The sequence below is a fragment of the Agrobacterium sp. GW821-FHT02D03 genome, from assembly GCF_059421725.1.
In genome coordinates this window covers 200406-225252 of sequence record NZ_JBWKVN010000003.1, presented here as the reverse complement: position 1 = coordinate 225252, position 24847 = coordinate 200406, and the positions used below count along the sequence as shown (strand labels likewise).

The 24847-nt window shown below is 56.9% G+C and carries 24 protein-coding genes and 1 pseudogene; 14 read left to right on the top strand and 11 right to left on the bottom strand.

Annotation, left to right across the window (positions count from 1 at the left end):
* Positions 1-127 precede the first annotated feature (127 nt).
* The 3 genes from AC07U5_RS22735 (at position 128) to AC07U5_RS22725 (ending at position 3059) form a co-directional block, all read left to right on the top strand.
* The gene (locus AC07U5_RS22735; protein ID WP_312931171.1) at positions 128-973 is read left to right on the top strand and encodes a winged helix-turn-helix transcriptional regulator; all 846 of its coding nucleotides are present in this window, start codon (positions 128-130) and stop codon (positions 971-973) included.
* 107 nt (positions 974-1080) lie between these two features.
* Entirely contained in the window at positions 1081-2304 is a 1224-nt protein-coding gene (locus AC07U5_RS22730) for an 8-amino-7-oxononanoate synthase family protein (protein WP_113262107.1), read from the top strand.
* A gap of 59 nt (positions 2305-2363) precedes the next feature.
* Entirely contained in the window at positions 2364-3059 is a 696-nt protein-coding gene (locus AC07U5_RS22725) for an autoinducer binding domain-containing protein (protein WP_162741945.1), read from the top strand.
* 275 nt (positions 3060-3334) lie between these two features.
* On the opposite strand, the gene AC07U5_RS22720 is transcribed toward AC07U5_RS22725, so the two are convergent.
* The gene (locus tag AC07U5_RS22720; RefSeq protein WP_113262105.1) at positions 3335-4408 is read right to left on the bottom strand and encodes a nucleotidyltransferase family protein; all 1074 of its coding nucleotides are present in this window, start codon (positions 4406-4408) and stop codon (positions 3335-3337) included.
* A gap of 851 nt (positions 4409-5259) precedes the next feature.
* On the opposite strand from AC07U5_RS22720, the gene AC07U5_RS22715 reads away from it, so the two are divergent.
* The 3 genes from AC07U5_RS22715 to AC07U5_RS22705 all read left to right on the top strand — a co-directional run bounded on the left by AC07U5_RS22715 (position 5260) and on the right by AC07U5_RS22705 (position 7934).
* Positions 5260-6021: a TetR/AcrR family transcriptional regulator gene (locus AC07U5_RS22715; RefSeq protein WP_200944047.1), complete on the top strand. Its 762-nt coding sequence runs from the start codon at positions 5260-5262 to the stop codon at positions 6019-6021.
* 3 nt (positions 6022-6024) lie between these two features.
* Positions 6025-7206 (top strand): SGNH/GDSL hydrolase family protein, encoded by a 1182-nt coding sequence (locus tag AC07U5_RS22710; RefSeq protein WP_113262104.1) that lies wholly within the window; start codon positions 6025-6027, stop codon positions 7204-7206.
* A 449-nt stretch (positions 7207-7655) separates the two neighbouring features.
* Positions 7656-7934, top strand: coding sequence for an HU family DNA-binding protein (locus tag AC07U5_RS22705; protein WP_494724333.1), 279 nt, complete (start codon positions 7656-7658; stop codon positions 7932-7934).
* Between the two features lie 222 nt (positions 7935-8156).
* Here AC07U5_RS22705 and AC07U5_RS22700 read toward each other — a convergent pair whose 3' ends face one another.
* Complete coding sequence (locus tag AC07U5_RS22700) at positions 8157-9101, bottom strand: alpha/beta hydrolase family protein (RefSeq protein ID WP_062597723.1); 945 nt, start codon at positions 9099-9101, stop codon at positions 8157-8159.
* Positions 9102-9140: 39 nt separating this feature from the next.
* Positions 9141-9899, bottom strand: coding sequence for an SDR family oxidoreductase (locus AC07U5_RS22695; RefSeq protein WP_113262103.1), 759 nt, complete (start codon positions 9897-9899; stop codon positions 9141-9143).
* A 98-nt stretch (positions 9900-9997) separates the two neighbouring features.
* Here AC07U5_RS22695 and AC07U5_RS22690 point away from each other — a divergent pair, with 98 nt between their 5' ends.
* Positions 9998-10900 (top strand): AraC family transcriptional regulator, encoded by a 903-nt coding sequence (locus tag AC07U5_RS22690; RefSeq protein WP_113262102.1) that lies wholly within the window; start codon positions 9998-10000, stop codon positions 10898-10900.
* 12 nt (positions 10901-10912) lie between these two features.
* Here AC07U5_RS22690 and AC07U5_RS22685 read toward each other — a convergent pair.
* Both AC07U5_RS22685 and AC07U5_RS22680 read right to left on the bottom strand, forming a co-directional pair.
* Positions 10913-11062 (bottom strand): annotated as a pseudogene (locus AC07U5_RS22685) (LysR family transcriptional regulator); the annotation flags it as partial.
* A 27-nt stretch (positions 11063-11089) separates the two neighbouring features.
* Positions 11090-11980 (bottom strand): LysR family transcriptional regulator, encoded by an 891-nt coding sequence (locus tag AC07U5_RS22680; protein WP_062597726.1) that lies wholly within the window; start codon positions 11978-11980, stop codon positions 11090-11092.
* 121 nt (positions 11981-12101) lie between these two features.
* Here AC07U5_RS22680 and AC07U5_RS22675 point away from each other — a divergent pair, with 121 nt between their 5' ends.
* On the top strand, positions 12102-12971 hold the full coding sequence (locus tag AC07U5_RS22675; RefSeq protein ID WP_062597727.1) for an SDR family oxidoreductase: 870 nt from the start codon (positions 12102-12104) through the stop codon (positions 12969-12971).
* Between the two features lie 608 nt (positions 12972-13579).
* Here the strand turns inward: AC07U5_RS22675 and AC07U5_RS22670 are convergent.
* The 3 genes from AC07U5_RS22670 to AC07U5_RS22660 are packed head-to-tail and all read right to left on the bottom strand — an operon-like array spanning position 13580 to position 19021.
* Positions 13580-16840, bottom strand: a complete 3261-nt coding sequence (locus AC07U5_RS22670; protein ID WP_312931181.1) for an error-prone DNA polymerase — start codon at positions 16838-16840, stop codon at positions 13580-13582.
* Positions 16837-18348: a Y-family DNA polymerase gene (locus AC07U5_RS22665; RefSeq protein WP_312931184.1), complete on the bottom strand. Its 1512-nt coding sequence runs from the start codon at positions 18346-18348 to the stop codon at positions 16837-16839. The genes AC07U5_RS22670 and AC07U5_RS22665 overlap by 4 nt, the downstream gene beginning before the upstream one ends.
* The gene (locus AC07U5_RS22660) at positions 18269-19021 is read right to left on the bottom strand and encodes an ImuA family protein (RefSeq protein ID WP_062597731.1); all 753 of its coding nucleotides are present in this window, start codon (positions 19019-19021) and stop codon (positions 18269-18271) included. Before AC07U5_RS22660 ends, AC07U5_RS22665 begins: the two co-directional genes overlap by 80 nt.
* 271 nt (positions 19022-19292) lie before the next feature.
* Here AC07U5_RS22660 and AC07U5_RS22655 point away from each other — a divergent pair, with 271 nt between their 5' ends.
* Entirely contained in the window at positions 19293-19568 is a 276-nt protein-coding gene (locus tag AC07U5_RS22655; protein WP_312931189.1) for a hypothetical protein, read from the top strand.
* Here the strand turns inward: AC07U5_RS22655 and AC07U5_RS22650 are convergent.
* Entirely contained in the window at positions 19565-20155 is a 591-nt protein-coding gene (locus tag AC07U5_RS22650) for a pyridoxamine 5'-phosphate oxidase family protein (RefSeq protein ID WP_062597732.1), read from the bottom strand. The genes AC07U5_RS22655 and AC07U5_RS22650 overlap by 4 nt on opposite strands.
* Positions 20156-20273: 118 nt before the next feature.
* On the opposite strand from AC07U5_RS22650, the gene AC07U5_RS22645 reads away from it, so the two are divergent.
* Positions 20274-20537, top strand: coding sequence for a hypothetical protein (locus AC07U5_RS22645; protein ID WP_113262263.1), 264 nt, complete (start codon positions 20274-20276; stop codon positions 20535-20537).
* Positions 20538-20662: 125 nt separating this feature from the next.
* Here the strand turns inward: AC07U5_RS22645 and AC07U5_RS22640 are convergent, their stop codons facing one another.
* Positions 20663-21145 carry a thermonuclease family protein gene (locus tag AC07U5_RS22640; protein ID WP_062597734.1) on the bottom strand — a complete coding sequence of 161 codons (483 nt, stop codon included), beginning with the start codon at positions 21143-21145 and terminating at the stop codon, positions 20663-20665.
* A gap of 183 nt (positions 21146-21328) precedes the next feature.
* Between AC07U5_RS22640 and AC07U5_RS22635 the strand changes: the two genes are divergently transcribed.
* From AC07U5_RS22635 to AC07U5_RS22625, 3 genes are all read left to right on the top strand, one after another.
* Positions 21329-21988: an SOS response-associated peptidase gene (locus AC07U5_RS22635; RefSeq protein WP_062597735.1), complete on the top strand. Its 660-nt coding sequence runs from the start codon at positions 21329-21331 to the stop codon at positions 21986-21988.
* 94 nt (positions 21989-22082) lie between these two features.
* Positions 22083-22403 (top strand): Imm45 family immunity protein, encoded by a 321-nt coding sequence (gene imm45 / locus AC07U5_RS22630; RefSeq protein ID WP_062597736.1) that lies wholly within the window; start codon positions 22083-22085, stop codon positions 22401-22403.
* 97 nt (positions 22404-22500) lie between these two features.
* Complete coding sequence (locus AC07U5_RS22625) at positions 22501-22833, top strand: GCG_CRPN prefix-to-repeats domain-containing protein (protein WP_082478938.1); 333 nt, start codon at positions 22501-22503, stop codon at positions 22831-22833.
* 223 nt (positions 22834-23056) lie between these two features.
* Here AC07U5_RS22625 and AC07U5_RS22620 read toward each other — a convergent pair whose 3' ends face one another.
* Complete coding sequence (locus AC07U5_RS22620; RefSeq protein ID WP_062597795.1) at positions 23057-23245, bottom strand: hypothetical protein; 189 nt, start codon at positions 23243-23245, stop codon at positions 23057-23059.
* 577 nt (positions 23246-23822) lie between these two features.
* Here AC07U5_RS22620 and AC07U5_RS22615 point away from each other — a divergent pair.
* Positions 23823-24473: a DUF2461 family protein gene (locus AC07U5_RS22615; RefSeq protein ID WP_162241607.1), complete on the top strand. Its 651-nt coding sequence runs from the start codon at positions 23823-23825 to the stop codon at positions 24471-24473.
* Positions 24474-24847: the final 374 nt, after the last annotated feature.

Sequence of the window (24847 nt, the reverse complement as noted above, 5' to 3'; positions counted from 1 at the left end):
CGCTGTATTTTCGCCCCTTGGCTTCCTTGCAGCGTGACTTCGAATATTAGCTGAGTAACACAACACACACGTCGCGTTTTTGATGTCACAAATTTTTGACGGTTTCAACCGAATATAAATTTTTCAGATGATTTCTGACAGTTATAATAGGTCATCGAATATCATAAGCGATATTTTCGAAGATTTTGTGACATCAAAATTGATGTGCAGGATAAAGCTTGCGAGGATATCAATGGCCGAGAACGCGACTGAGTGGTCGAGGATAGCAGTCTACACGAACAATCCAGACTATTTCACCATCCTGAAACATATTCTCAACGGCGCAGGCTTCAGCGCTCTTTTGTGCAATCGAGAAGATCTGGAAGAAAAATTGTCAGTCTGCGGAGTTGCGGGCATCGTCTTGGACGCAGAAGTCGACGATGCTGTCAGCGTTTGTCGGTTGATAAAGTCCAAGGAAGCCACCAGAGCTCTCCCGCTTCTCGCTGCAATCCCTAATGGGAATACGGAGCTCTACATGTCGCTGATGAGAGAGGGCGCGGACCAGTGCCTCGTCCGACCCTTCTGGCCGCCACATCTCATCGCCTTTCTAAGAAGCATAAATTTCGCTCCCGGAAGCAAACACGATCGACCGTCGGCCGTTGAAGCATCTCAACTTTGGCCAATCGAGGTTGATCATGGCCGTAAACAGGCAATTGTGAACGGCAAGTCACTGCATCTCGGTCCAATCGAATTCAAACTCCTGTCACGCCTATTGAGCGATCCAGGGAGAGTGTTCAGTAGAAAAGACCTGATAGAAAACGCTTGGCCACCCGAGGTGTATGTGCAGTTACGCACCGTAGATGTGCACGTCGGTCGTCTCAGACGACAACTTCATACTGCCCTAGGTAGAAATGTGATCCGGACCGCCAGGACCAACGGCTATGCCATCGAGTTCGACATGCCAGAAGGGGGGCGGACATCAACCGAAATATGAAATCGGGTGTCGCAAAGCTTTCATTTAACATTTCGATGCCGTTCGTTGAACGACATCGATTTTAGCTCAAGCTCCTCAGCATGTTGAAAATGCGGAGGAGCGAACCGATGACCACTGATAGACAGAAGTCTTATCACCCCACACGCAACACCCGAGATCTCATCGATCACGCGCAAAGCTATTTCTCAGCAGCGCATAATCAGGGCCTGATGGCAGTCTACGCCATCCCCGGTGAAGGGCGTACGGTGGACATCATCGACGACGGCCAGTCCGTGCGAAAGGTGACCGATTTCGTAAGGTGCTCGTACCTCGGCCTGGACAACCATCCAACGCTTATCGAAGGTGCTATCGAGGCCATGCGAAGATATGGCGCCCTTCACTGGTCTTGTGCGCGAACCCGACTTAATTTCGCGATTCTTGCTGACCTGGAAGAACGGCTCTCCAGTCTTTTTCAAGCGCGCGTTGTCACCTACACCACTGTGCTTGCGGCCAACATGGGAGCTTTACCAATCATCGCGTCGGGACATCTCACATCGGGGAAAAAGCCCCTCATGGTGTTCGACCGTCACGCCCACGCAACGCTGGCGTTTCACAAAGGAACTCTTGCGCTCGAAACACGAGTGGAGACCATTTCTCACAACGACATGAACGCTCTTGAAGACTTGTGTCGTGTAAACGAAACGGTGGCTTATATCTGTGACGGAGTTTATTCGATGGGCGGTAGCGCTCCGATTGCTGACCTGAGGACTCTCCAAGATCGATACGGCCTGTTCCTCTATATTGACGATGCTCACGGAGTTTCAATTTGGGGCAAAAGAGGTGAAGGTTTTGCACGATCGCAGTTGGCAGGACAACTGCACGAACGAACAATCATAGCGGCGTCTCTCGGCAAAGGTTTCGGCGCTTCAGGAGGGCTTCTGATGCTCTCGACAGCTCGGCAGGAAGAGCTGTTCCGACGATACTCAATAGCGCATGCTTTTTCAGCCTCGCTCAATGTCGCAGCGATTGGCGCTGCAAATGCCTCCGCTCTACTTCACCAAACGGATGAGTTGGCCCATCGACAAGCGGTCCTCCAAGCCAATCTCGCCATATTCGACGACTTGGTGCAAACGGAGCAAAGGGGTGCATTGCTCCCTATCAGGACGATCCATCTGGGGTCAGAAGATCGGGCCGTCTCCGTCGTGCGGCAAATGCTGGACAATGGATTTTACACCTCGGCAATATTCTTTCCGACAGTCGCCAAGGGAAGGGCAGGGGTTCGAGTGTGCCTTACCGCGTCCCATGACGAAATGGACGTTCGACGGCTCTGCGAAGCTATCTCTAAGTGCTGACCCACGGATCCAGCATGTATCATGAGAACAAGACTTCACCGTCTGCGCGGAGCCATGGCATGAATGCGTGGTTCACGAAGCTTCTCGATCTGACCGCGCTGCCAGGTAACGCAGACCAGATATGTGAAAGGCTGCATCAACTGACCCAGGAAGGGGGCTTTGCGTATTTCTGTTATCTCAAGCTTACGTGCGAAATAATCGACTACCAAACGAATTTGCCTCTTGAGTGGCAAGAGACATTCCTGAGGCAGCGACGAATACTCCAATCCCCGGAGATCATAAATGCAAGGCGGCGACGCGTGATCTATTCATGGTCGGAACAGGGGAAACAGAAAAATCCCACTGAGACGACAAAAACAATGCGGAGGCTTTCGAGAAAACTGGGTATCCGGAGTGGCGTGACCGTTCCGATTGCGACCGGTTTTGGCCACCAAGCGCTGTTTTCGCTTTATTCGCCATCCGAGGTGCCAGCAGACATCTCTGGTACCGACCCGGTTCTAGCAGCGACAGCAGTAGCGCAACTTCATGTCCGCCTGAAACACACGCGGACGCAAACAACGACTGCAAGCCTAAATCCAAAAGAAACAAGGTGCCTGCGTTGGATCGCCGAAGGCAAGAGTATTTCTGTCGTAGCTGATCTGGAAGGCCTTTCCTATGGAGGCGTGCGGTTCGTCATTCAAAACGCGAAAGAGGCACTGGGAGCCGTATCCCTCGCTCAAGCAACAGCGGCAGCAAAAGAGCGACAACTGATTTGAAGGATTGGCAGTAAGTGTGGCAGACGCGTTATGGTCGAACAAAACTGCAAATTCCAGCACCTCCCCGGTAGTATGTACGCCGGCAGGACACGGCGCTACCGTATCGCCGATCCAGCACCATCAAAATCCTACGTCCTTGGGGAAGGATAGCGGACACCATTTCGTACCTGACGGCGAAGTCGTCGCCTTCTCCGTTTCGCTATCAACCACGCCATGGCTTTCGTCAGCTACCGGGTGATGGCGGCAATGGTTTGCAGACGTGTGCTTAGATTTACCTACCCGTTACCGAGTTGATCTACTGTGACTCCGAGGGCATCTGCCAACGCCAGCTTGCCGTGGTCCGGCATTAACCTAAGGCCCGACCGGATAGCCTCCTGCCACGCTTCTCCACGCCCCCACGCCTCGTGGTACGCGTCAGCTAGCAAATAGCTTTGCCGCGTCTCGGCAAGCGCCTCGGACAGTAAAGAAGCCTGTACGAGGTCCTTGTCCCTCTTGGCACGCCCAAGGACGTCTGTGCGCCTCCTAGACGCCACGATCAACTTGTGCACGGCATACCGCTCGGGAGAAGGGATATTTACGCTCACGCCCTCCCGGTGGAGCAAGACGGTCCGCACGGGCTCGTAAATCAGGAAGTCCAAGAACCGCAAGTTTTCGGCAGAGGCGCCTCCAAGTGCAGGCATAGGGGATGGCTTGCCCGTGTAGTCATCCGATCCACGGTTCGTCGTCAGGAACTCGACCCGGTAGTTTACCGAATTCGAAAACGAAACGATTTTTGCCTTGTCGGCCTGGTGGGGGACTGCCCGGAACGTGCTGTCTATCGATCTCAAGAGGTCGAGGATCGGAGGCAGACTGTCCTTGACTTCGGCCGAGATGGCGAAGTCCTGCGCGAAGTCAGCGTCACCTGTTTGCATAGAGGTACTAGGGAGTCGAACACCAAGAAGGCCGGCATAGCAGCTGAAAGCCACGGAACCGACGACGAGCGCTCTTAAACGGAATAACCCCGCATCGGCAAGGACTTTGGTCACCTCACCTGCGAACCGATCCGGCGCTGACAACCCGCCGCTGCGCAGGAGCATAGTGACGAGCTTGCGCCGCTCCCGGATATCGTCTTTCACTTCCTTGTGGGCTTGCACCCGTTTAGTGATGTCTGCATCATCCTGTGGGCCGACATATGTCCGCTTGTCCTTGCCTTCAGGGGTAGGAAGATCAAAATACCAGTAATTGCGGCCCTTGACCGGAACGGAGACAAACCGACCTTCAAGGGGGAAGTCTGCCCTAAACTGAGCATCGAAGGTTCGCTGCGCGAGTTCAGCGAATGCCGTTCTGTAAACGAGGTCAATCTGTTTCATTATCGATCCAGTTATAATGAATTTGCAAAAACATTATAACTAGGTGCGGGGTTGTCAATGCTTCGCTCTTTATCCTCTTCTCGTACATGAAAAGCCACTCTGAGGTCCTGTGAAAATCCATCTTGCCGTACCCGCACCACGACGAGGGTGAAATCAGCGATACTGTCCATGCTCATCGCAGGGATACGCACGTCTATTCTTTTCCTCTTCGGCTGAACATTCTAACAATGTTGTCGATGCGGTTATCTTCCGTGTTGGTAGCTCTCGAGCCGTACTGTCGATCCCGATAGATGAGCAAGAAGCTTGCTACTAGGAAAGCTCTGAGACGGAGTTCCTGCTAACCCATTGAATCAGTTCCATAATAAATGTTATGCGATATAACTTTGTAGCGCCCATTTAGTAATGCGACAGTTGGGCCGGATAGAAATGCGACACTATCCTCGCAAAGCGGAATGGGCGCCGCGCGGAATAGTTCCTCGCCAGTGTCATGTTTCGCGATTTCCGCGCAACAATGCCCATATCGCAACATATTCGAGAGTTGGATACGGTTGGGAACTCACTCACCCCTTAAACCGCCTGGCGTAGCGCCGCCGTCGCGGGCTCTCGCCGAGCAGATATGGAATTAGCTCCAAAAACCAAAATCGATCTCTGTGGCTAACGTCACCGTAAAGTTTTTGAATCAGGACGAAGTCTCCGGACTAATCACGGCGAACGTCGGCGGCCAAGAAAGCCTTCGGCTATTTCGGCAGTGTCACACCGGCGACCTTCTCAGCGAGAGCTCCTCCGCCTTACTAGAAACGCCGTTAAGCATGTCATACGCTCCGGGGCAAATTGCCCTCTAGGTTGCCCAAATGGCACACGATTGGCGGCTAGGGCTGTATCTGACCTCACTTGACGTTCCCGCCGGCCTTTTGAAGCCCAAAACGCCGCCGTTATGCGGCAATCCACAAACTTCATGCTTCACAACGCCAAAACTAATGATATTAGGAAATACACAAACAGTATTAGTTTTAGAGGTTATGGTGGCGAGAGCCGGTTTGAACAAAGACAAGATCATCGCCGCGGCGGGTCGGCTTGCAGATGACGAGGGCTTCGAAAGCCTCACACTAGCGGCCGTTGCCCGAATCTTCGACGTCCGGCTACCTAGTCTCTACGGACATGTGGCAAATCTACACGAGCTCAAAAAGGGTGTTGGCCTTTTAGCGCTCGACTCTCTGGCCGAGAGGACAGAAGAGGCGGTAGCGGGCCGCGCGGGCAAGGATGCCCTGGTTGCTCTCGTCAACACACATCGCGACTTTGCGCGACAGCACCCAGGGCTGTTCCAGGCCTCGCGCTATCCACTCGATGCGCAAAGCGCGGCCCTCAGCGGCGGGGCGCGCCTGGCCCGGGTCAATCACGCGATGCTGCGCGGATACTCGTTGAGGGATGAGGATCGCGTGCACGCCACCCGGTTGATCGGTTCGTTCGTCCTGGGCTTTTCCCTTCTAGAGTTGGCCGGAAGCTTCAGTCACAGCGACCCTGAGCCCGAACTCTCATGGAAGCGCGACGTCGAAGGCCTCGATGGCCTGCTCCAAAGCTGGGCGGGCCAAAGAAACATAGCTGAAAGCATTTGAAAGATGACAAACTCGCAACTCACCACGTCGGTGCCAATAGAACCTTCCCTTCTGCGCGGCTTCGTTCAGCTTGAACACACCGAGTTCGGACTGCTCCCTCACCGGCTTCCCGCCCGGGCCCGTGCGCAATGCTCAGACTCCACGCTGGCGATGGTAGAAGCCGAGCCGTCGGGCGTCCGGCTGGTTTTTGACACCGCAGCGACCGCCATCGAGCTCGACGTCATGACCTTGCGGCGACAGATTGTGGGCGTGCCGCCTCGCCCGGTGGGCATCTATGACCTGTGTGTTGATGGTCACCTTTACTGCCAGCAATCCGTCAGGGACGCGGCCATCCTGCGCTTTGATATGGCTTCTGGAACCACGGTTCGGGAACCGGCGGGTGCTCAGACCCTACGGTTCGACGATTTGCCAAGCACAGAAAAACGCGTCGAAATCTGGCTGCCCTATAACGAAGTCACCGAGCTCGGGGCGCTTAGAGCAAATGCTCCTATCGTCCCGTCAACAAGCCCGGAAAAGCCCGTCTGGGTTCACCACGGCAGCTCGATCAGCCATGGATCGAACGCTGCTTCGCCCACCGGGATATGGCCGGCGATCGCCGCGTCCGCCGCAGGCTTCGATCTGATGAATATGGGGTTTGGCGGCAATGCCCTTCTCGATCCCTTCACGGCCCGAGCCATACGAGACCGACCGGCGGACATCATCAGCCTCAAGATTGGCATCAACCTTGTCAACGCTGACCTGATGCGTGTTCGTGCCTTCGTCCCTGCAGTGCACGGCTTTCTCGATACCATCAGGGACGGACACCCCGAAACGCCGCTCCTGGTTGTGTCTCCGATTTATTGTCCTATTCATGAGATGACGCCAGGGCCAGGAACGTTTGACCTCGACGCCCTGGCCAAGGGCGAGACGACGTTTGTCGCCCTCGGCAAGCCGGAGGAAACGCGCGCCGGCAAGCTCAATCTGAGCATTGTGCGCGAACATCTCAAAGCGATCGTCGAGCAACGGGTTCGCGATGACGCCAATATGTACTATTTCGATGGGCTGCAGCTATACGGGGCGTTGGACCATGAGCGTCTGCCGCTGCCGGATCGACTGCACCCCGACGCTGAGACGCACCGCCTTATCGCGGCCCGATTTGCGCCGGTCCTCCAACAAATAACGCCACGAGCGAAAAAACAGGCCTGAGCACCATGTGATCGCCAAACTGGCCGGAAGTCTGTTCATCCAGGTTACCAATCGATTCGCCGCGACGAACAAGAAAGATGCTCATCAGCCATTCCGCAGTGAAGGCTTGAACGGCACTGTTACCATGATGTTAAGCTCAACGCCCATCAAAAGAAGCCCGGATTTACGCGGTGACTGTCCAGCCGACACTGTCTGGAAGAGGACGCGCTTATGCGGCCTTGGGGAGGGAGAGATCGAACGAGTGGACAGCAGATGGACCATCTCTTCGACAGTGAAAGCGAGACCGTATGCCTGTTCCTCAATGTCCTTCGCAGACGCCGCTGGCGGATAAAAATCGGAACGAGTTGTGGACAGCCACCTGATGTAAGCGATGCCGCCCTCGTCCCTGATGACAGGCAGGCCAGAAACTGACACGGATTTGGTATCGTTTCACTTTCGAGGATATTTCCATGACTACCACCAATGAAATTGCCGACAAGATCGCCGCCGACAACGGCCTGACAAAGGTTCAGGGCAAGGCAATCGTCGAAGCCGTTTTTCACGCTATTGCCGACGCAGCAAGCGCCGGCGCGGAAACCTCGATCCCTGGCTTTGGAAAGTTCAAAGTGAAAGCATCGCCTGAGCGCGAAGGGCGCAATCCTGCAACTGGCGAAGCCATGAAGATCGCGGCTTCCAACAAGCTGACCTTCGCGCCTGCCAAGGCGCTCAAGGATGCACTGAACAAGTGACCCCTGACCTGGAGAGCCGCGCAATGGCGGGCGGGGCATTCCAGATCAGTCTAGGTTTGATCAGGACGAGATGAGGGAGAGGCTTACCTCCCCCTCGACCTCGATCGGCGTTGGGTAGATCGGGACCGGGAGGCTCGGGTTGTCGAGTGCATTGAGCGCCAGCACGTGGCGCCCGGTTTCTCATCATTGGCGCGGCTTCAACCGAGCCAACTGCCACGGCGACTAGAGCTGCTTCTCTCTAACCGTCGCAAGCGTTGCGGCCTCACCCTTAAGTGCGAGGCAAGCTCTCGGCCAAGCGCCCTTGTCCGTGCCAAGCGCTGTCTGAAGCCAGGCGAGCGTAAGACGTCGTGTCAATTCCAGCACGTCTGGTGCTTCAGTCTCTGTTTCCTTTGCGTCGAGAGCTGCAATGCCGCCAAGACCATGCCCGACCCCGTGCATCATCAGCATTGCCTTAGCGCCGGGTGCATCGTGGAATGCATCTGCATGCCACTCAGGACCGCGGATGGTAAAATGCGGATTGTCCATATCACCGCAAACGACGAGGCTAAGTGTCGTCAGGGTCGAGAAATTGACGTCGAAGAACGGAAACCGGGCAGCACTCTCAGGCGTCATGTCCTTGCCGCCGCGTCCTGGCGTCGTGAGGAGAACGCCAGCCGAGATGCGTGGATCGGAAAAATCCTCCCCATCCACCTGTACGCCGAGCAGGAGCCCAACAGTGTGGCCGCCAAAGGAATGACCCACCGCGCCAATGCGTGCATGATCCATCCGCCCAGCTACTGCCGGCGCCTGTCTCTCGATTTCCGGCAGTTGGTCCAGGATCGCCTTCATCTCCTCGACACGCTCGCGCCAGAAGAACGGCGCGCCCGGTTCATCTGACGGCAGGCCGCCGACCCGCGAACTCGCATGCGTCGGCTGGATGACGACGAACCCTCTTTCCGCCCAGAACTGGACTAGGGGAGCATAGCCGTCCTTTGACGGGATATAGTTGGAAGGGCCGTAACCATGCGACAGCAGCACGATCGGCAGCTTGTCGCCGCTTGCGGGCGCGGTCAGACGCAGTTCCAACGGCTGGCGGCCCGACATCGAAAGACGGATCGGCGTGTAGGCCACGGTGAGAGTGGCATCAGGCGTCGGAATATGCTTTGCGAGATTGATCAGATTGTTCATGGGTCCAGACCTTCAAAGGTAGATTTCGATTGGCGATGATCAGGCGAGCAAATGACCCGCTTCGCGAAATGAGGTTTCCGCGTCGGCCCCGGCGGGGATCTTCATCGGCGCGTCGATCTCTGTGACAGACCGCCAGACGGCCTCTGCAACCGCCTCCGCAGTGGTGACTTGCGCGCCCGAACGCAGCTTCGTCATGTAGTCGTCGACGAAGGCGGTATATGGCTCGGGAATTTCCATGCCCATGCGCGAGACTGCATTCTTGCCAAAGCCGGTTGTCGGCGCCGAACCAGGCAAAACAAGTTTGGCGCGGATTCCGAACAGAGCCGCTTCGAGCGCGAGGCTCTCCGTAAATGCGTTGAGGGCCGCCTTGCTGGCGCTGTAGACCGAAAGTGCTGGCAGCGGCCTGATCGTGACGGCAGAGCTGACGTTGACGATGATGCCTGAGCGACGGGACCGCATCTGCGGAAGGACAGCTTTTGTCATCGCCATTGCGCCGAAGACGTTTGTCTCGAACAGTTCGCGAACCTTAGACATCTCCGAGCCTTCGAGCACATTGAGCATGCCGACGCCTGCATTATTGACAAGAGCATCGATTATGCCTGCGGCTTCCACCGCCTCGGCAATGCTGTCTGCGCTGGTAACATCCAGCGGCAGGATTTCGAGCCTGCCGTCCGAAGGAAGAAGGTTGTTTCGCGGCGTGCGCATAGTGGCGACGACGTCCCACCCGGCGTTCAAGAATTTCTGTGCGATGGCGAGGCCGAAACCGGACGAGCAACCGGTGATGAGGATCTTTGGCATGTTCCGTCTCCTGACATTTAACTGGCCTGAAGATGGACCCGATAATCCGGACTTGCTATATGCGTATATCCGATATTGTTTAGCAGAAATCCGAAAAGATGACCGATCCAGTCTCCGAAGTCGTTTCCCTACTGAAAGCAAGACCCTCCATCTCAAAGCTTGTGACGGGTGGCGGTCAGTGGCTTGTTGAGCGCACCGAGCTTGGAAGCCCGTTCTACTGCGCCGTGGTCGAAGGACGTTGCCTGATGACGATTGCCGGTCGTGAGCCGATGGTGCTCACTGCGGGCGACTTCGTCCTGGTCCCAAAGATCTTCTCGTTTACGATGAGCAGCACGGAGCCGCCGCCACGCGGCGCGCTTCCCCAGCGAATGGAAACCAGCCCCGGTGTTTTTCGCCTCGGCGACCCGGAAGCGCCGGCGGAAATCAAGGCACTGGTCGGGCATTGCACGTTCGGCTCGGATGACAAGGCTCTTCTCGTATCGCTGCTGCCGGAAGTCATCCATGTTCATGGGGAAGAACGACTGATGGCCCTGGTCCGCATGATCAATGACGAGACGAGGGCCGACCGTGCTGCGCGCGAAATGGTGCTTCATCGGCTGCTGGATGTTCTGTTCATTGACGCATTGCGGTCAGTTGCAAGCGCCAAAGCACCGCCGGGTCTCCTGCGCGGCATGGCCGACCCACTGCTGGCGCCGACCTTGCGCCGAATCCACGCAGATCCGGGTCGCAGCATGACGGTGGAGACGCTTGCCCAGGAGGCTGCGATGTCTCGTTCAACCTTCTTCGATCGTTTCCGCAAGGAGGTAGGCGTCGCGCCGATGGAGTATGCGACCGGATGGCGTATGGCGCTCGCGAAAGAATATCTCCGCGAAGATGTTGCCATCGCCGACATCGCCCAGCGCGTCGGCTATGGATCGACAAGCGCCTTCAGCGTTGCCTTCAATCGGCATGTGGGAATGCCGCCTGGGGCGTATTCACGCGCAGTTGCTGCTGCGGCCTAACGCGTCCGACCCTTACCCACCGATATAGGCGGCCAGCTCTTCAGGTGTTCCCTTGGGAAAAGCCTGCATCAGGAAATCGAGGAAGGCAGAGACCCGCGCGCTCAAGAGAAGCCGCGACGGATAAAGCGCCCAGAGCGCGACCTCGGATCCTTTGATGTCGCCCCGGCGAGAAGCGTCACGCCTTCAAAGTTATTCCTCGACATAGGCTGCTAGCTCATCGGCCGTCCCCAGAGGAAAGGCTTGCTTGAGATAGTCAAGGAATGCAGACACTCTCGCGCTGAGGAGACGACGTGATGGGTAGAGCGCCCACAGCACCGTTTCCGGCCCTTCGACATCTCCCCAACGAACCAACCGCCCCTCAGCGAGATCGTGGCTTACCAAAGACAGGGGAAGGCGCGCCGCGCCGACGCCCATGCGCACCGCATCGCGGACCATGGTCATAGAGGAAAGGCTGAGCACGGGATCGATTTGAAGACTGAGCTGCCCTGTCGGTGTGTTCATTGTCCATGACCTCGTTTGACCCGGCGTGCCGCGTATGACGACTGGCACAGTGGCTCTGCTGTCGTATGCGAGCTGTGGTGCCGCCACGACCACCAACCCGTCACGCAGGAAGGCGCGGCCCAACAGGCTCTCGTCTGGATCGGGGTTCACCCTGATAACGAGGTCGTATCCCTCCTCCACCATATCGACAGGGCGATCTTCGGTCGTCACCTCCATGCGCACCTCTGGATACTTGAGGGAGAAGCCGGCAGCCAGCTTGCCCATGGCAGTTTGGGAGAACAGCAATGGCGCGCTGATCCGCAACCTGCCACGCGGCCTGTCTCCGCCAGACGCTATAGCGGCAGCAGTCTCGTCCAGTTCGATCAGCAGAGCACCCGCCCGCTCTTGAAGCGCCCGCCCCTCCTCCGTCAGCTTGAGCATCCGTGAGCCGCGTTCGAACAGCCGTAGGCCAAGGCTCGCTTCCAGTTCAGCGACCCGGCGCGAAAGCGTTGCCTTCGGCCGACCGGAAGCGCGGGCAGCGCGGCCGAAGCCGCCATGGCGGGCAACGGTGACAAAATCAACAAGGGCAGCCAAATCCATGAGTGTTCCACCAGTGAGACGATGTGTCTATTTTTAGCGTCTATTGGGTTGAATGTGAACCAGCCATAGTCGAGGTGTCTTCGAAACCGAAGTCGTTCACAGTAAACTAAGGAGAACCCCAATGACCATTCTTGTAACCGGTGCCACTGGCCGTGTCGGCCGCCATGTCGTTGACCAGCTCATCGCACGCAATGCGGATGTCCGTGTCCTCGTGCGTGATCCCGCCAAGGCCAATTTTGCCTCGAACGTCGATGTTGTGCAGGGAGACATGCTCGATATCGACGCGCTCCGCCGCGCCTTCAATGGAGTCCGCACGCTGTTCCTGCTGAACGCGGTCGCTGGCGATGAATTCACCCAGGCCATCATCGCTTTGAACGTTGCGCGCGAAGCCGGCGTCGAACGTGTCGTCTACCTCTCGGTGTTCGATGCCGACCGAGCAGTGAATGTGCCGCACTTCGCCGTCAAGTTTGGCGCCGAACGCATGCTGGAGGCGATGGGCTTTAGCGCCACGATCCTGAGGCCGGCATACTTCATCGACAACGAAGTCATGATCAAAGACGTCATCTTCAATTACGCTGTCTACCCGATGCCGATCGGGAGCAAGGGTGTTGCCATGGTCGACACCAGAGATATTGCAGAAGTTGCTGCGTCCGAGCTCCTTCGTCGCGACCGCGCCGCGGAAAAACTGCCGAGCGAGACGATCAATCTGGTCGGCCCGGAGACGCTGACTGGCTTGGAACTCGCAGCCATCTGGTCTGATGTTCTGGACCGCCCTGTCGTCTATGGCGGCGATGATCCATCCGGCTTCGAACAAAACCTCGCTAGTATCATGCCTAAGTGGATGGCCTATGAAATGCGCCTGATGGCTGAGCATTACGTCAGCCACGGCATGGTTCCGAACGCTGGCGATGTCGAGCGGCTGACGCAAATCCTGGGCCGCCCGCTGCACAGCTATCGCGAGTTTGCCTCGCAGCTTGCCGCATCTGCCTGAACCGCGCGCCCCTCGATAACAACCGCGACCGCTTCAGTAGAGCCCCAGTGGGAACTGATCTTGTCCCGCGCGTACATATGGGCGGGTCTCGAAATCAAGGCGCGTGATGCGCGCCTTTTCTGCCGGCGGGCCTATGAGCGGTCTGGCTGGCAGGACATGTCTCCTCGTACATGCAGCACGCGTTAGCACGAACGCCTGTGGTCATCACGACGATGCACTTGTAAGAACGGACGCTTCGGATATTCTCGAAGACGCTGGATTTCGAGTGCTGGAGGCGGCTACGCTCGATCAAGCTATATCGATCCTGGAGCAGCGTGCGCCAGCGTAAAACTCCTTTTACCGACGTGCAGATGCCGCCGAGCAAGCTCGACGGCTTATCTCGCCCAAAAATGTGCAGGGTCCTGTCCGGAATTTGGGATCGTAGTCGCATCGGGACAGATCGTGCCCAAGGTGGATATCTCCCGGAAGATGCAACCTTCGGGAGAAAGCCATTCAGTGCAGACGTCGTTCACGATCACCTGCACCGACTGCTACCGGACGGAAAGACGCCCGGACCGCCGACCCAGTGGACATCTTCACTAGGCTGACCATTAAACGGCTAGATCACCCTACTGGAAATTTCGGCTCTTGACCTTAAGAGTGTCGATGTGAAGGTCTGGGATATAGATGTCACGAACCTTGTTCGGCTTCGGCCTATCGCGGACATCGCCGCCGCCATGAGAGCCATGCGCGAACTCATCGCCACGACCACTCGGATTCCGAAACTCGGTGTCGCGGTCCGACAGAGATGACAGATCGGCAGAGAGGTCGTAAAGCTGCCGCGCGATCAAGTGAACGACGTCCCCTTCCCGCTGGATTTTCCCGTGGATCGCCATCATGCTTGAGCTCAACACGATCCGACGCTGTTTCTCGAAAAGCGACGGCCACACGACGATGTTCGCTGGTCCGGTCTCATCCTCGATGGTGATGAACATGACGCCCTTCGCGGATCCGGGTTTCTGCCTCACGAGCACTAGCCCAGCAACGCAGAGCCAGCTCTTATCACGGGCATTCATCGCATCTGCACATGTGACGATCCGGCGAGCGGTGAGATCCTGTCGCAGGAATGACAAAGGATGCGCACGAAGAGTCAGGCCGACGTGTTGATAGTCCTCGACCACGTTGTGGCCCTCGGTCATCTGCCTGAGTTCAACTTGCGGCTCCTGCTGCTCGGCGACCGTTTTCATCTCACGCTCTGCCGCCGCCACGAACAGTGGAAGCGGCTCGTCTCGTAATGCTTTGATCGCCCAGAGTGCATCACGCCGCTCGATGTTGAATGCCGGTCTGAAGGCGTCGGCCTCGGCGAGCTGGACAAGCGCTTCCGATGGGACTTCCGATCGACGCCATACGTCGTCGACGCTCTCGAACGGCCGTTCGATCCTTGCTGCGACAATTCTGGCGGCGTCCCGAGCTGCCAGCCCAGCAACCTGGCGCATACCCAGCCGGATGGCGTGTCGGTTGCTGCCGGGGATTTCCTCTAGTGTGCAGTCCCAGCGCGAATGTTGCACGGATATGGGTCGAACCTCGACACCATGCTTCTGGGCGTCGCCGATGATTTGCGCCGGAGCATAGAAGCCCATCGGCTGTGAATTGATGAGCGCCGCGGCGAAGGCATCCGGGTAGTGGCATTTGATGAAACAGCTCGCATAAGCGATGAGCGCGAACGATGCAGCATGGCTTTCCGGGAAGCCATAGCTGCCGAACCCTTCGAGCTGGGAGAAGGTCTTCTCCGCGAATTCGCGACTGTAGCCGTTGTTGACCATTCCATTGATCAGCTTGGTCTGAAACCGCGATACGCCTCCAGTGAACTTGAAAGTCGCCATGCTTTTTCGGAGCTGGTCAGCCTCGCCGGCGGTGAAACCTGCGCAAACCATTGCGACGCGCATCGCGCTCTCCTGAAACAAGGGCACGCCCAACGTTTTGCCAAGTACGGCCTCGAGCTCCGGTGTCGGATACTCCACAGCCTCCTTCCCCTCCCGGCGGCGGAGATACGGATGGACCATGTCGCCCTGTATGGGGCCTGGCCGAACAATGGCGACCTGGACGACGAGATCGTAAAACGTTCTCGGCTTGAGCCTCGGCAGCATCGCCATCTGCGCTCGGCTTTCGACTTGGAATGTGCCGAGCGTATCGGCCTTACGGATCATCGCATATGTCGCCCCGTCCTCCTGCCGAACCTTGGCAAGATCGAGATCTTCGTGCTTGTGCTCCCGGATCAAGTCGAAGGCCTTCTGCATGCACGTCAGCATGCCGAGCGCCAGAACGTCAACCTTCATCATTCGCAAGGCTTCGACGTCGTCCTTGTCCCACTCTATAACCTGGCGATCTTCCATCGCCGCCGGCTCGATTGGAACGAGATCGTCCAGGCGTGAGCGCGTCAGGACGAAGCCGCCGACGTGTTGGCCGAGGTGTCGAGGAGCACCCATGAGATCTCGAGCAAGACGAAGCGTCATCACAAGACGGTAGTCATTGGGATTGAGGTTCAGCTCGCGAACGTTGCGCTCTGTCACCTCCTCCGACCACGACCACAGCCCCGACGAGAGGGCTTTGGTCACGTCCTCCGGCAGTCCCATAGCTTTGCCTACGTCGCGGATCGCTCCCTTGGCGCGGTAGCGCGTAACCGTACAGACAAGCGCCGCGCGATTGCGGCCGTAGGTCTTGTAGATCCACTGGATAATCTCCTCCCGACGTTCGTGTTCGAAATCGACGTCGATGTCTGGCGGTTCGTTGCGCTCCTTGCTGACGAACCGCTCGAACAACAGATCGTTGGTTTCGGGGTCGATGCTCGTGACGCCGAGGATGTAGCAGATCGCAGAGTTTGCGGCGGATCCCCTCCCCTGGCAAAGGATTCCTCGTGAACGAGCAAAGCGAACGATGCTGTAAACAGTGAGGAAATAGGGCGCGTACCCCATCTCCTTGATCAGATCCAACTCGTGTCTAACCGCTCGTAGGACACTCTGTGGCAGTCCCTCCGGGTATCGGTCGGGGATGCACTCGCGGACGCAATGCTCCAGCGACTGCTGCGCGTCCATGCCGTCAATCAGCGCTTCCTCGGGATATTCATACGTCAGTTCCTCCAAGCTGAAAGTGCACTGGCTCACGATCTCCATCGTGCGCTCGAGCGCCTCCGGGTAGCGCGGGAACAGACGCTGCATCTCTTCCGGAGGCTTTATGAAACGGTCGGCATGACGCTCACGGTCGAAGCCGACGTCATCGATCGTGGTGCTCGTGCGGATGCAGGTGACAATATCCTGAAGCTGCCTTCTGGACGGCTTATGGAAGAGAACATCGTTGGTGACGACCGTCTTCACTTTGAACTTTGCCGCCAAAATCGAAAGCTCGTGGAGCCGCATTTGGTCGTTGGGTCGTCGCCGAAGACTGAGCGCCACGTGAGCTCGCCGGCCGAAAATCTCGTTCATCTTCCTGAGTTGGACGGCACAGACATCGTCGGCGAGGTCCGGCACGAGGATGCCGACCATCCCTTCTGCGTAAACGGCAAGGTCATCCAGATGAAGGATGCAGTTGTCCTTCCCGCCTCTGCCCTTCCCCAAAGTGATCAGGCGGGTAAGCCGCGAATATGCCGCTTTGTCCGTTGGATAGACGAGGATCGACATCCCGTCCTGCAGATCGAGCCGACAGCCGACGACCAGCCGCACTCCAGTTTCGCGGGAAGCCTCTAGCGCGCGCACGATTCCGGCGAGACTGTTGCGATCGACGACACCAAGGGCTTCGATGCCGAGCTCCTTTGCCGTCGCGAACAATTCATGCGCCGACGACGCTCCACGAAGGAAGCTGAAATGCGTCGTGACCTGAAGCTCCGCGTACTTCATGCGAAAATCCCGTGCATGAACCACTTATGCGAGCCCGTTTCCGGGTCGATCCCATCTCCGGAGCGAAAAATCCAGAAGCGCTCGCCGTCATCATTCTCTATGACGAAGTAGTCCCGCACGGCTTCCAGTTCCGTGGGCCGCATCCACCATTCGCCGAAAATGCGTTCGGGACCGTCGGCTCGCTTTACGCGGTGACGCTTTCCGCGCCATGTAATGCTGGCGGGCGGATAGTCGGGCATGAGAGCGATCGCCTGGATCTGCTCCGGTTTGTCGAACAACCGCACGGGTCTCCGCCAATGGCTTACCCACCCAACCTCCATGGCGTCCGCAATAGCCGGGACCCGCTGGACACTCCTCTCAGGAACATCGGATGCAACGGGCGCCAAGCGATATACCCGTTGTCCACGGTTCGCGAAGATGTCGATCAGCGGAGTGATGTCGCCGTGCTCCTCCTCGACAAGCGACGATTCCTTCTGCTCCTCCACTAATGGTTCGGCCGCGACGGCGACAAGAACAAGTCTTTCGATACCAAATCCCGGCTCTATCTTCTCGGTCCGGTCCTTGAAGAGTTTCGTCAACCAGCCGACGTCGCGCGCGGGCTTTGCAGTTCCGGCGCGTATTGCCTGAATGGTGTTGTCTACCTTGTGGACGATGAGGTCGGTTCTTCGCGCGCCAAGTCCGCGCTTCTCAAGTTCTGCCACAAGTTGGACCACCAACCTGCCGACGTATTTGTCGATCGTTTCCGCCGCTCCGATCGGCTCCTGGAAAGAACGGGAGACCTCGACAAGATCCGCTGTCCTTATGGGATCGATCGGCTCCGACATCCGACCAAACATCTGGTCCAGTCTCCTACCGACTTCCGGTCCGAAACGAAGCGCCAGCGGCGCCCGCGGCGTGTTCACGAGTTCGCCGATCGAATGGAAGCCAAGAACACGGAGATCCTGGACGATCTTGTCGGAGAGCCTCAAAAGAGAGATCGGGAGTTTCTCGACTGCGCGCACTATTTCACCGCGAGGTACGATCACCGTATCGCGGTTGATGGCCCGAACACACGCGTGGGCCGCTCCCCAGGTATCTGCCACGGCAACCTTCGCCGTCAGTTTTCGGGACAGGAAGGTGTTCACGATGCCAGTCGTCATCGGCACCTCTCCGCCTTGGAGATGATCCGCGCCCTCGGTATCCATGACGAGACCTTCAACGCCGTCGACTGCAACGATCGGCGAATAGTGCGCGAGTGCCCAGAAACCGATACGATTGAGTGCGACAGCATCCGCGACAGGGTCAGCATCAACCAATGTGAGACCCTGGAAGATTGCCTGCGCCTTCGCGGCAGGCATCCCTACACGGACCCCGATCTTCCTTGCGGCGCCATCGGCCGCGGACACCCATCGCTTGGATCCACTCCTGGAAATCACGGCGATCGGCTGCTCATCCGGTATCGAGGGATTGTCCCTCCTGATCCTGTCCGTGGCCAAATCCGGAAAATAGATCGATACGACCCTGCTCATCACACGCTCCGACGCAAAACTCTCTACACTCGCCCGCACGCGACCTGAGCAATTCCAAATACCACCTAGGCCGCCCGATGCCTGGGACCGGGAGCGATTCTGAAGGAAGTACACCCACGCGCCACCGTGTCGTGGCAGCGGTCGGTTGACCGAAATCACTAGCCTCGGTCTGCCTTCGCCACCTCCGGACCACAAGCGCCATGGTGCCTGTACGTTCTGCGACGAGTTGCAGGCGCCTGCTGACGACCATCGGCAGTCTGACCATTTCCCCGACAACTGCGCCAAGACCTCCGAATGAAAGGGCTTCCTCCATGCTGGCCGCGACGTCCTCTTCCTTGTCGCTTTCGACGAAGATTACTCTGCGAGGATGCAGCCCCGCCTGAGCGAGCGCGGGGAAGAAAAGGTCCGGCCTCGTCAGGCACCAGACGATCGGACCCTTCGTGCGTGCGGCAATGCCGGCTGCGAACAGCGCGGCGGCCGCTCCGTCAACAGTTCCTGAACCTCCGCCCGCGAATTCATGCAGCGCGCCATACGCCAGGCCGCCTCCCGGAAGGATTTCGTCGATCTCATCGACGCCGAAAGGTAGGCACCCCGCCTTCTTCACGCCCTCTCCTTGAATAGAAGAGATGCGCTCTCGCAGATCAGTAATCACTTGATCGCGGGCAGCCGACATCGGTTACGAATCCTTCCGAAATCGCGGTGGAACAGGGACGACATCATGTCGCTAGAACTTGATTGTTCCCCTTCTGTTCCGTATCTTGTTCGGCGTCAAGACGCTTGAAAATAAGGAATCTTGGCTCAAGATTAGCAACACTGCAGATTCGTGAAGTCGAATCAAAACCGTAACTAGATTCTACATGGCACCTTTCGTAGAAAATATTTTTTTCGTCATGGAGGGATGTGGATATCCAAAGTCCTCAGAGGTACCGAAGGGAGTTGGTATAGTGGCCAAGACGCCTAAATTCACGCCGACGCCCGACAGCAAGCGCGGCTACACGCTGAAGGACATCCGGCTGCCCAATATCGAAATCGAGTGCATTCGGTGTGAACGCGTTGATAGCTTAGAACGAAAGGCGGTTGTTGCGAAGTTCGGCACGAGCGTGAGCTTCTCCAAGCTCCGCCGGCGCCTGGCCATGGGTTGTGACCGTCTATGCCATCCCGACGGCGACCTTTGCGAGATGAGGTTTCGATGTCTCCAGTCGCTGGATGCAGATGACTAGACGCGCGATCTGTTCCCCGACCATGTACCATCTGCTCGGTTGAAGTTGTATTGAACATGCTCCTCATCGGAGACATCCAGAAGCTCGACTTTGACAAGCGTGACCTTCACCAGGGCGAAAGCCGCCGGTGGGACCGACAGTTGAATTTGTGGGCCGGCGCCCTCCTCACACGCTTGATCGTCTACCCTAAAGCCTGCATCGCGGGGTAAGAACGAGCGTCGGGTACGAGTGCTCAACATATTCCATTGCGCAAGTCGCTCGTTCTCGTCGTGCGAAACACTGGCCAAGCCAGACAACCTGATCTGAGTCCATGTTGCAGGATCGTAGCCCACCAGCGACACATGGTTGTTGGACCGAAGCTGGCTCATCTTGGCAGAACCGGCGTCCGTCACGAAGAACAACTCTCCAGGTCTTCTTGTAAATTGCCGCAGTACGATCGTTCTGACGGACGGCTTTCCATCGTGGGCTACTGTTGCGAATTGGAGCAGGTTGAACGGGGCATGGGATTTTGTACCGCCTTCAAGAGCAGACCAAATATGAAGAAGGACCTGCTCCGGGTCATCGGGGAGACGCTTGTCGTTGGTCAATTTCCGGCTCCAGTAATATGTGCCTGCGCCACGAGATTGTGGCGCACGGATTTGGTTGAGTGTTTTTGAATCTCACCACTGCCATGCTTCAGACAAATCGGCGCGATTTAACGGCTGGATGGACATCATCGAAAGCTATATTCCAAACGACGTCTATTCTCTGCTCCTGACGGCGGCAGCCGCCATACTTGCCGCCTGGTTCGCATTCTTCATACTTCGCAAGCTCATAGGCGCAGCGGTGCTTGCTGCTGTTTTGGTTGGCGGTCTACTGGTGTGGTACGATCCCAGCACGCTTCGGTCTGCTCAACATTTCGCAACCTCCGCTTATGATCAGTGGAGATATAGCGATTCCAACGAGGACGGGTTCCGTCCCTATCGGTAACGAAGGACGCAACACGCGCGTATCTAAGAATGAAAAAATGCGCGCTTGTAATTCGAGGCAGCGCAGATCGATCGAGACCATTTACGACCAGACGAGGCTCATCGCTAAGCTTCTACAGTCTCCGGTCAATCGCATCTAGCACCGCGAGCGATGCACGGCATTTCAAACTTCCCACCCCAAATACCGAGACGTGCGGACTGTGCCTCTGCCTGATCCTTGGCATAACGAGCATTCGAGTACTTCGGCCAATCGATCGCGTGTCCGTTGCGAACCATCCAAGCGCTGATATCTTCACCGTCAGAACGAACGCAGTGCCCCACGATCCTGTCGTAGCTCTTGCCTGTCGCGGTACACGTTGTTGGACGCGATTGCGAAAGGAAGGTGTCGAGAGCCTTGGCACTGACTTGCCCGCAGCGGTAACGTTTGCCGCCGGCATTCTCGCATAGCTGCCGGCTCTCAGGTGCGTCGATGCCCTCGAAGCGGATGCGCACGCCGTTGATCTCAATCGTGTCGCCGTCCACAACGGACGCCCGCCCAGTAATGTTGTCCGCCGACGCAATCGCTGGGATGAGCGTTAGGGTAAGGGCAGAAACTATTGCTTTGATCATCTGTGTACTCGGATGGCGCAAGGGGCGACGAAGTTGCTGGTTGTTCTTGCGCAAGAGCCACAACTGATAATGCTGATTCCACGCATAACCACTTTATAGATTGTCACGCAGGGATACAGGAACGACAAAAGGCAGTTTGTTAGACCAAGAGCAACCGCGCAATCACTTAATGTTGAGGTAAGCATGTGCAATCTCTATCAAGTCCGAACAAACCAGGAAGCCATGCGAGACATTGCCGGCGCGATGAGCGAGAGGCTGAACCTTGAGCCAGAGGTGGAAGTCTACCCGGATCGCCCTGCCCCGGTCATCCGAAACCGTGACGGAGCGCGCGAGCTTGTCGGCCTCACCTGGGGCATGCCCACCCCGCCAAACATTCTCGGCGATCGACCAGACACAGGCGTCACCAACATTCGCAACGTCGCCTCGCCGCACTGGCGCCGATGGTTAAAACCGGAGAGCCGTTGCATCGTGCCGTGGACGCGGTTCTGCGAGTGGGAAGACACCAAGCCTCGAAAGACGAAGCGATGGTTCGCGATCAATAACAGCGAGCCGCTTGCATTCTTCGCCGGCATCTGGACCGATTGGCCTGGCGTGCGCGGGTCGATGAAAAACCCGCGGGACGGCAATCATGAGCTATTCGGCTTTCTAACCTGCGAGCCGAACGACGTCGTCAAACCGATCCATCCCAAGGCAATGCCCGTAGTGTTGACGACGCGAGAGGAAGTGGATGTGTGGATGAATGCGCCATGGGATGAGGCAAAAGCACTTCAACGACCTTTGCCTGATGAACGCTTGGTGCTGCTGCCTCTCGAAGATGTTTCCATTCAGGCCACACTTTTGTAAGGAGGAACATGCAGTCAGCATCCTGTGAGGAAGTGGTGGCATGTCCGCACCAAGGCTTAGCCGCTACGAGAGAGTCTAAATAGAACGGAATGGCATGCTCCCAAAGCAGAAGCTTATCGACCTCGACCAGCCATCGTTGTTTCGCGGGAACGTTCTCAGGCTTCCGGCGAAACATCCGTATGAGGAACGCGTCGACTTCATGCTCTTCGAGACCGGTTTTGACGAAAGACGGTACGGCTTGATGGTCTCGTCTGGGTACAAGGCGGGAATTCCCCTGGTGTACTTGCCGGCTGAAAGCGAAAGCAAGGATAGTGGTGTCAGCCGTGATTGGATTATCTCCAACTGGAAAGCCTGGATATATCCCGACTGTGACGTTTCGCAGGTCGAGTTCATAGAGGCTTACGGAGCGACGTGAGACTTCGCGCGCTCACGCCACAAAACCATCACTATTCATTCAGCCGCCGTTCACGGGACCGAGAGCTAAATCACTCCATCAACGAGGAGTGATTGAAATGCGCAATGTAGTTCTAGGCGCGGCGCTGTTGATAAGCGGACTGATGGGAGCAAGCGCGAATGCAATGCCCCTGGCGCAACCTCTGGCGCCGGACACCACAGACATCCAGACAGTCGATTACGCTTGCGGTCGTGGATATCATCTGTCGCCACGCGGCTTCTGCCGGCCGAACGGCCCGCCGCGCTACGAACGCGAGTGGGGTCGTCGCGGAGATTGGGAAGCGCGCCGCGAGTGGCGGGAACGCCAGGCAAGGCGGGAGTGGCAAGAGCGTCGAGCGTGGGAACGCGAACGTGAGTGGCGACGAGGATATGACTACCGTGATCGCTGGTAACAGGAAGTGGCCGCTAGGATAACGAGCCCTAACCGGCGCCGATCAGGGCCAGCATGCCAAACGCTTCCCTTTTATAATCGACCCCCAACGATGGCTGTGCTCTGAGAAAATAATTGTGGCACAATGCCCTACCTGCCGGTCTTTGATCGGAACGAATATGCAGAGGAGCCGAACTCTAGTGGTTAATGGCGACCGCAAGAAGGCCGCCATTCTATAACAAGGCTCAGTTCACAGGCATGGCGCCGGCAGTGCCGCACTTGGCGAACTTGCCCTTAGCATCCTTGCACTGAACCTTCTTCTTCGTCGTCTCGCATTTAACGAATTTGCCCTTGGCGTCGCGGCACTGCTCTGCGCTCGCTGGCGCGACGGCAAAAGACGTCAGTGCGGCTACAATCAAAACCGACTTCCACATGCTGAAAAACTCCTGGCCTTGATTGGCCAAGAGCTATCGTTACAACAAGTTTTGAAAAGCTCAAGCCGCAAGCTCGCATCCAATAAAGGGCAGCGTTCGACACTTTGCCCGCTTTTCCGAGCGTTGAATTCTATCGCACTTCGGCAAAACATTACGCATAAAGTTGCGAGATCTCTGAGCCTCCGGCAGTGTTTCCTTGAGGTGCGGAGATTGGGGGGTCCTGAATGGCTCTTCTTCCGACTACCTGTAACTGTGTGAAACGGTCGGGACGAAAAATGCCGGCGTCGCTAGCCCCCTCCTACAAAATCGTGCGACCGACGGCAGACGCCTTCGTTCGGCTTCATTCAACCTAACTGCACACTGCACTTCACCATTTGCGCACCTTATGCTCTGCCGCAGTCTTCGAAAACTCCCTCTGTCGAGGCTGATTTTCGAGGGGCATCTTCTGTCCAGCGGCGCAGCAACGGTCGAGAGGAAGAAATTCTCTGATACATATCCAAGCCGGACATATTTCGTTCCCTTTATGTTCGTATTTTTAAACTTGTTACAAATTGGGCAAACGTGCGTAGGCTTCCTCATGATTGATCAGCAAACTTTACAGTTTTTATCAGAAGCATCTGCGGAGGGTGAAGCGGAGTGGCTCGCCGACAACCGTATTCGTCTTAAACTGGCGCGCCAAAACTTAAGTGAATTTGCATCTGCGCTTTTCCTAGGCGCGGTACGGTTAGATCCCCGCATTGCCGAAGCAAACCGCGACGCGCGCAAGTGTCTGGCAACTGCGCAGATTTCAAAGGGCGTCGCTCCGATCACAATCCGGGTGTCCCTATCTAGAAATTCGGCTGCGACCTATTTCATGAGTATTTCTCACGCGTATTCATACGTTGGCGGGGGTGCATTATCGCCGCAGCCCCGCCTTGCTCGCATCCTACGGCAGACCATTTCGAGTCAAACAGGTAAGTGGCGAGGAATCGTTGAAGGCGCTTTATTCCGAACTTATTTTCCGAACGGTCTGAGTGACGGGCGCCATGCAAGTGGCAAACCTTATATGAAAGATCATGACGCGCTCGACTTTTTCAATCTCAAAAACTTCGGGGCGTGCCGTGATGTTTCACCCCAGATGCTCATGTCTCCGGATCTTTTAGAAGAAGCAGTTAAATCCTTTGCTGCAGCCCGCGGCCTTGTCGACTACATAAATCGCGCGACCACAAAGCTTCCAGAGCTGGCATGATGAGACACTCGTCCTAAGCGATTGCGCACCTATCAGATTTATTTTGGACTTCACTAACGGCGCCGACAAAAAGCTGACTTAGGCCGCCTTCAGACCATCCCTCCTGTGCTGAAGGCTCTTGAAGAACGACTACACTCGACTAATAAGGCGCTACCAACGACCGTCAACGCGCTACCAGCAGCGTGTGGGCGCCTAAGGTCTGCTCCGGGGCGTTTCTATCGCGTTGTAACTCCATAGACTTCGGCACTTGAAGCGAGGATCGTTGGCAATCGGATTAAGTTGAATCAATGAGAGTGGAACGAGAAAAGGCTTTCAGGCCCACAGCTTTAAGCGCACACTCCTAAGTGGAATAAAGCAACCGGGTTTCGCGAAGG

What these genes read in the sequence shown, in the direction of transcription:
- imm45 (WP_062597736.1), top strand. Translation starts at nt 22,083, where the DNA reads ATGCTCCCAAAGCAGAAGCTTATCGACCTCGACCAGCCATCGTTGTTT.
- AC07U5_RS22705 (WP_494724333.1), top strand. Translation starts at nt 7,656, where the DNA reads ATGACTACCACCAATGAAATTGCCGACAAGATCGCCGCCGACAACGGC.
- AC07U5_RS22695 (WP_113262103.1), bottom strand. Translation starts at nt 9,899, where the DNA reads ATGCCAAAGATCCTCATCACCGGTTGCTCGTCCGGTTTCGGCCTCGCC.
- AC07U5_RS22735 (WP_312931171.1), top strand. Translation starts at nt 128, where the DNA reads ATGATTTCTGACAGTTATAATAGGTCATCGAATATCATAAGCGATATT.
- AC07U5_RS22720 (WP_113262105.1), bottom strand. Translation starts at nt 4,408, where the DNA reads ATGAAACAGATTGACCTCGTTTACAGAACGGCATTCGCTGAACTCGCG.
- AC07U5_RS22635 (WP_062597735.1), top strand. Translation starts at nt 21,329, where the DNA reads ATGTGCAATCTCTATCAAGTCCGAACAAACCAGGAAGCCATGCGAGAC.
- AC07U5_RS22680 (WP_062597726.1), bottom strand. Translation starts at nt 11,980, where the DNA reads ATGGATTTGGCTGCCCTTGTTGATTTTGTCACCGTTGCCCGCCATGGC.
- AC07U5_RS22700 (WP_062597723.1), bottom strand. Translation starts at nt 9,101, where the DNA reads ATGAACAATCTGATCAATCTCGCAAAGCATATTCCGACGCCTGATGCC.
- AC07U5_RS22625 (WP_082478938.1), top strand. Translation starts at nt 22,501, where the DNA reads ATGCGCAATGTAGTTCTAGGCGCGGCGCTGTTGATAAGCGGACTGATG.
- AC07U5_RS22715 (WP_200944047.1), top strand. Translation starts at nt 5,260, where the DNA reads ATGGCACACGATTGGCGGCTAGGGCTGTATCTGACCTCACTTGACGTT.
- AC07U5_RS22665 (WP_312931184.1), bottom strand. Translation starts at nt 18,348, where the DNA reads ATGAGCAGGGTCGTATCGATCTATTTTCCGGATTTGGCCACGGACAGG.
- AC07U5_RS22640 (WP_062597734.1), bottom strand. Translation starts at nt 21,145, where the DNA reads ATGATCAAAGCAATAGTTTCTGCCCTTACCCTAACGCTCATCCCAGCG.
- AC07U5_RS22675 (WP_062597727.1), top strand. Translation starts at nt 12,102, where the DNA reads ATGACCATTCTTGTAACCGGTGCCACTGGCCGTGTCGGCCGCCATGTC.
- AC07U5_RS22615 (WP_162241607.1), top strand. Translation starts at nt 23,823, where the DNA reads ATGATTGATCAGCAAACTTTACAGTTTTTATCAGAAGCATCTGCGGAG.
- AC07U5_RS22670 (WP_312931181.1), bottom strand. Translation starts at nt 16,840, where the DNA reads ATGAAGTACGCGGAGCTTCAGGTCACGACGCATTTCAGCTTCCTTCGT.
- AC07U5_RS22660 (WP_062597731.1), bottom strand. Translation starts at nt 19,021, where the DNA reads ATGTCGGCTGCCCGCGATCAAGTGATTACTGATCTGCGAGAGCGCATC.
- AC07U5_RS22690 (WP_113262102.1), top strand. Translation starts at nt 9,998, where the DNA reads ATGACCGATCCAGTCTCCGAAGTCGTTTCCCTACTGAAAGCAAGACCC.
- AC07U5_RS22730 (WP_113262107.1), top strand. Translation starts at nt 1,081, where the DNA reads ATGACCACTGATAGACAGAAGTCTTATCACCCCACACGCAACACCCGA.
- AC07U5_RS22725 (WP_162741945.1), top strand. Translation starts at nt 2,364, where the DNA reads ATGAATGCGTGGTTCACGAAGCTTCTCGATCTGACCGCGCTGCCAGGT.
- AC07U5_RS22645 (WP_113262263.1), top strand. Translation starts at nt 20,274, where the DNA reads ATGGACATCATCGAAAGCTATATTCCAAACGACGTCTATTCTCTGCTC.
- AC07U5_RS22710 (WP_113262104.1), top strand. Translation starts at nt 6,025, where the DNA reads ATGACAAACTCGCAACTCACCACGTCGGTGCCAATAGAACCTTCCCTT.
- AC07U5_RS22620 (WP_062597795.1), bottom strand. Translation starts at nt 23,245, where the DNA reads ATGTGGAAGTCGGTTTTGATTGTAGCCGCACTGACGTCTTTTGCCGTC.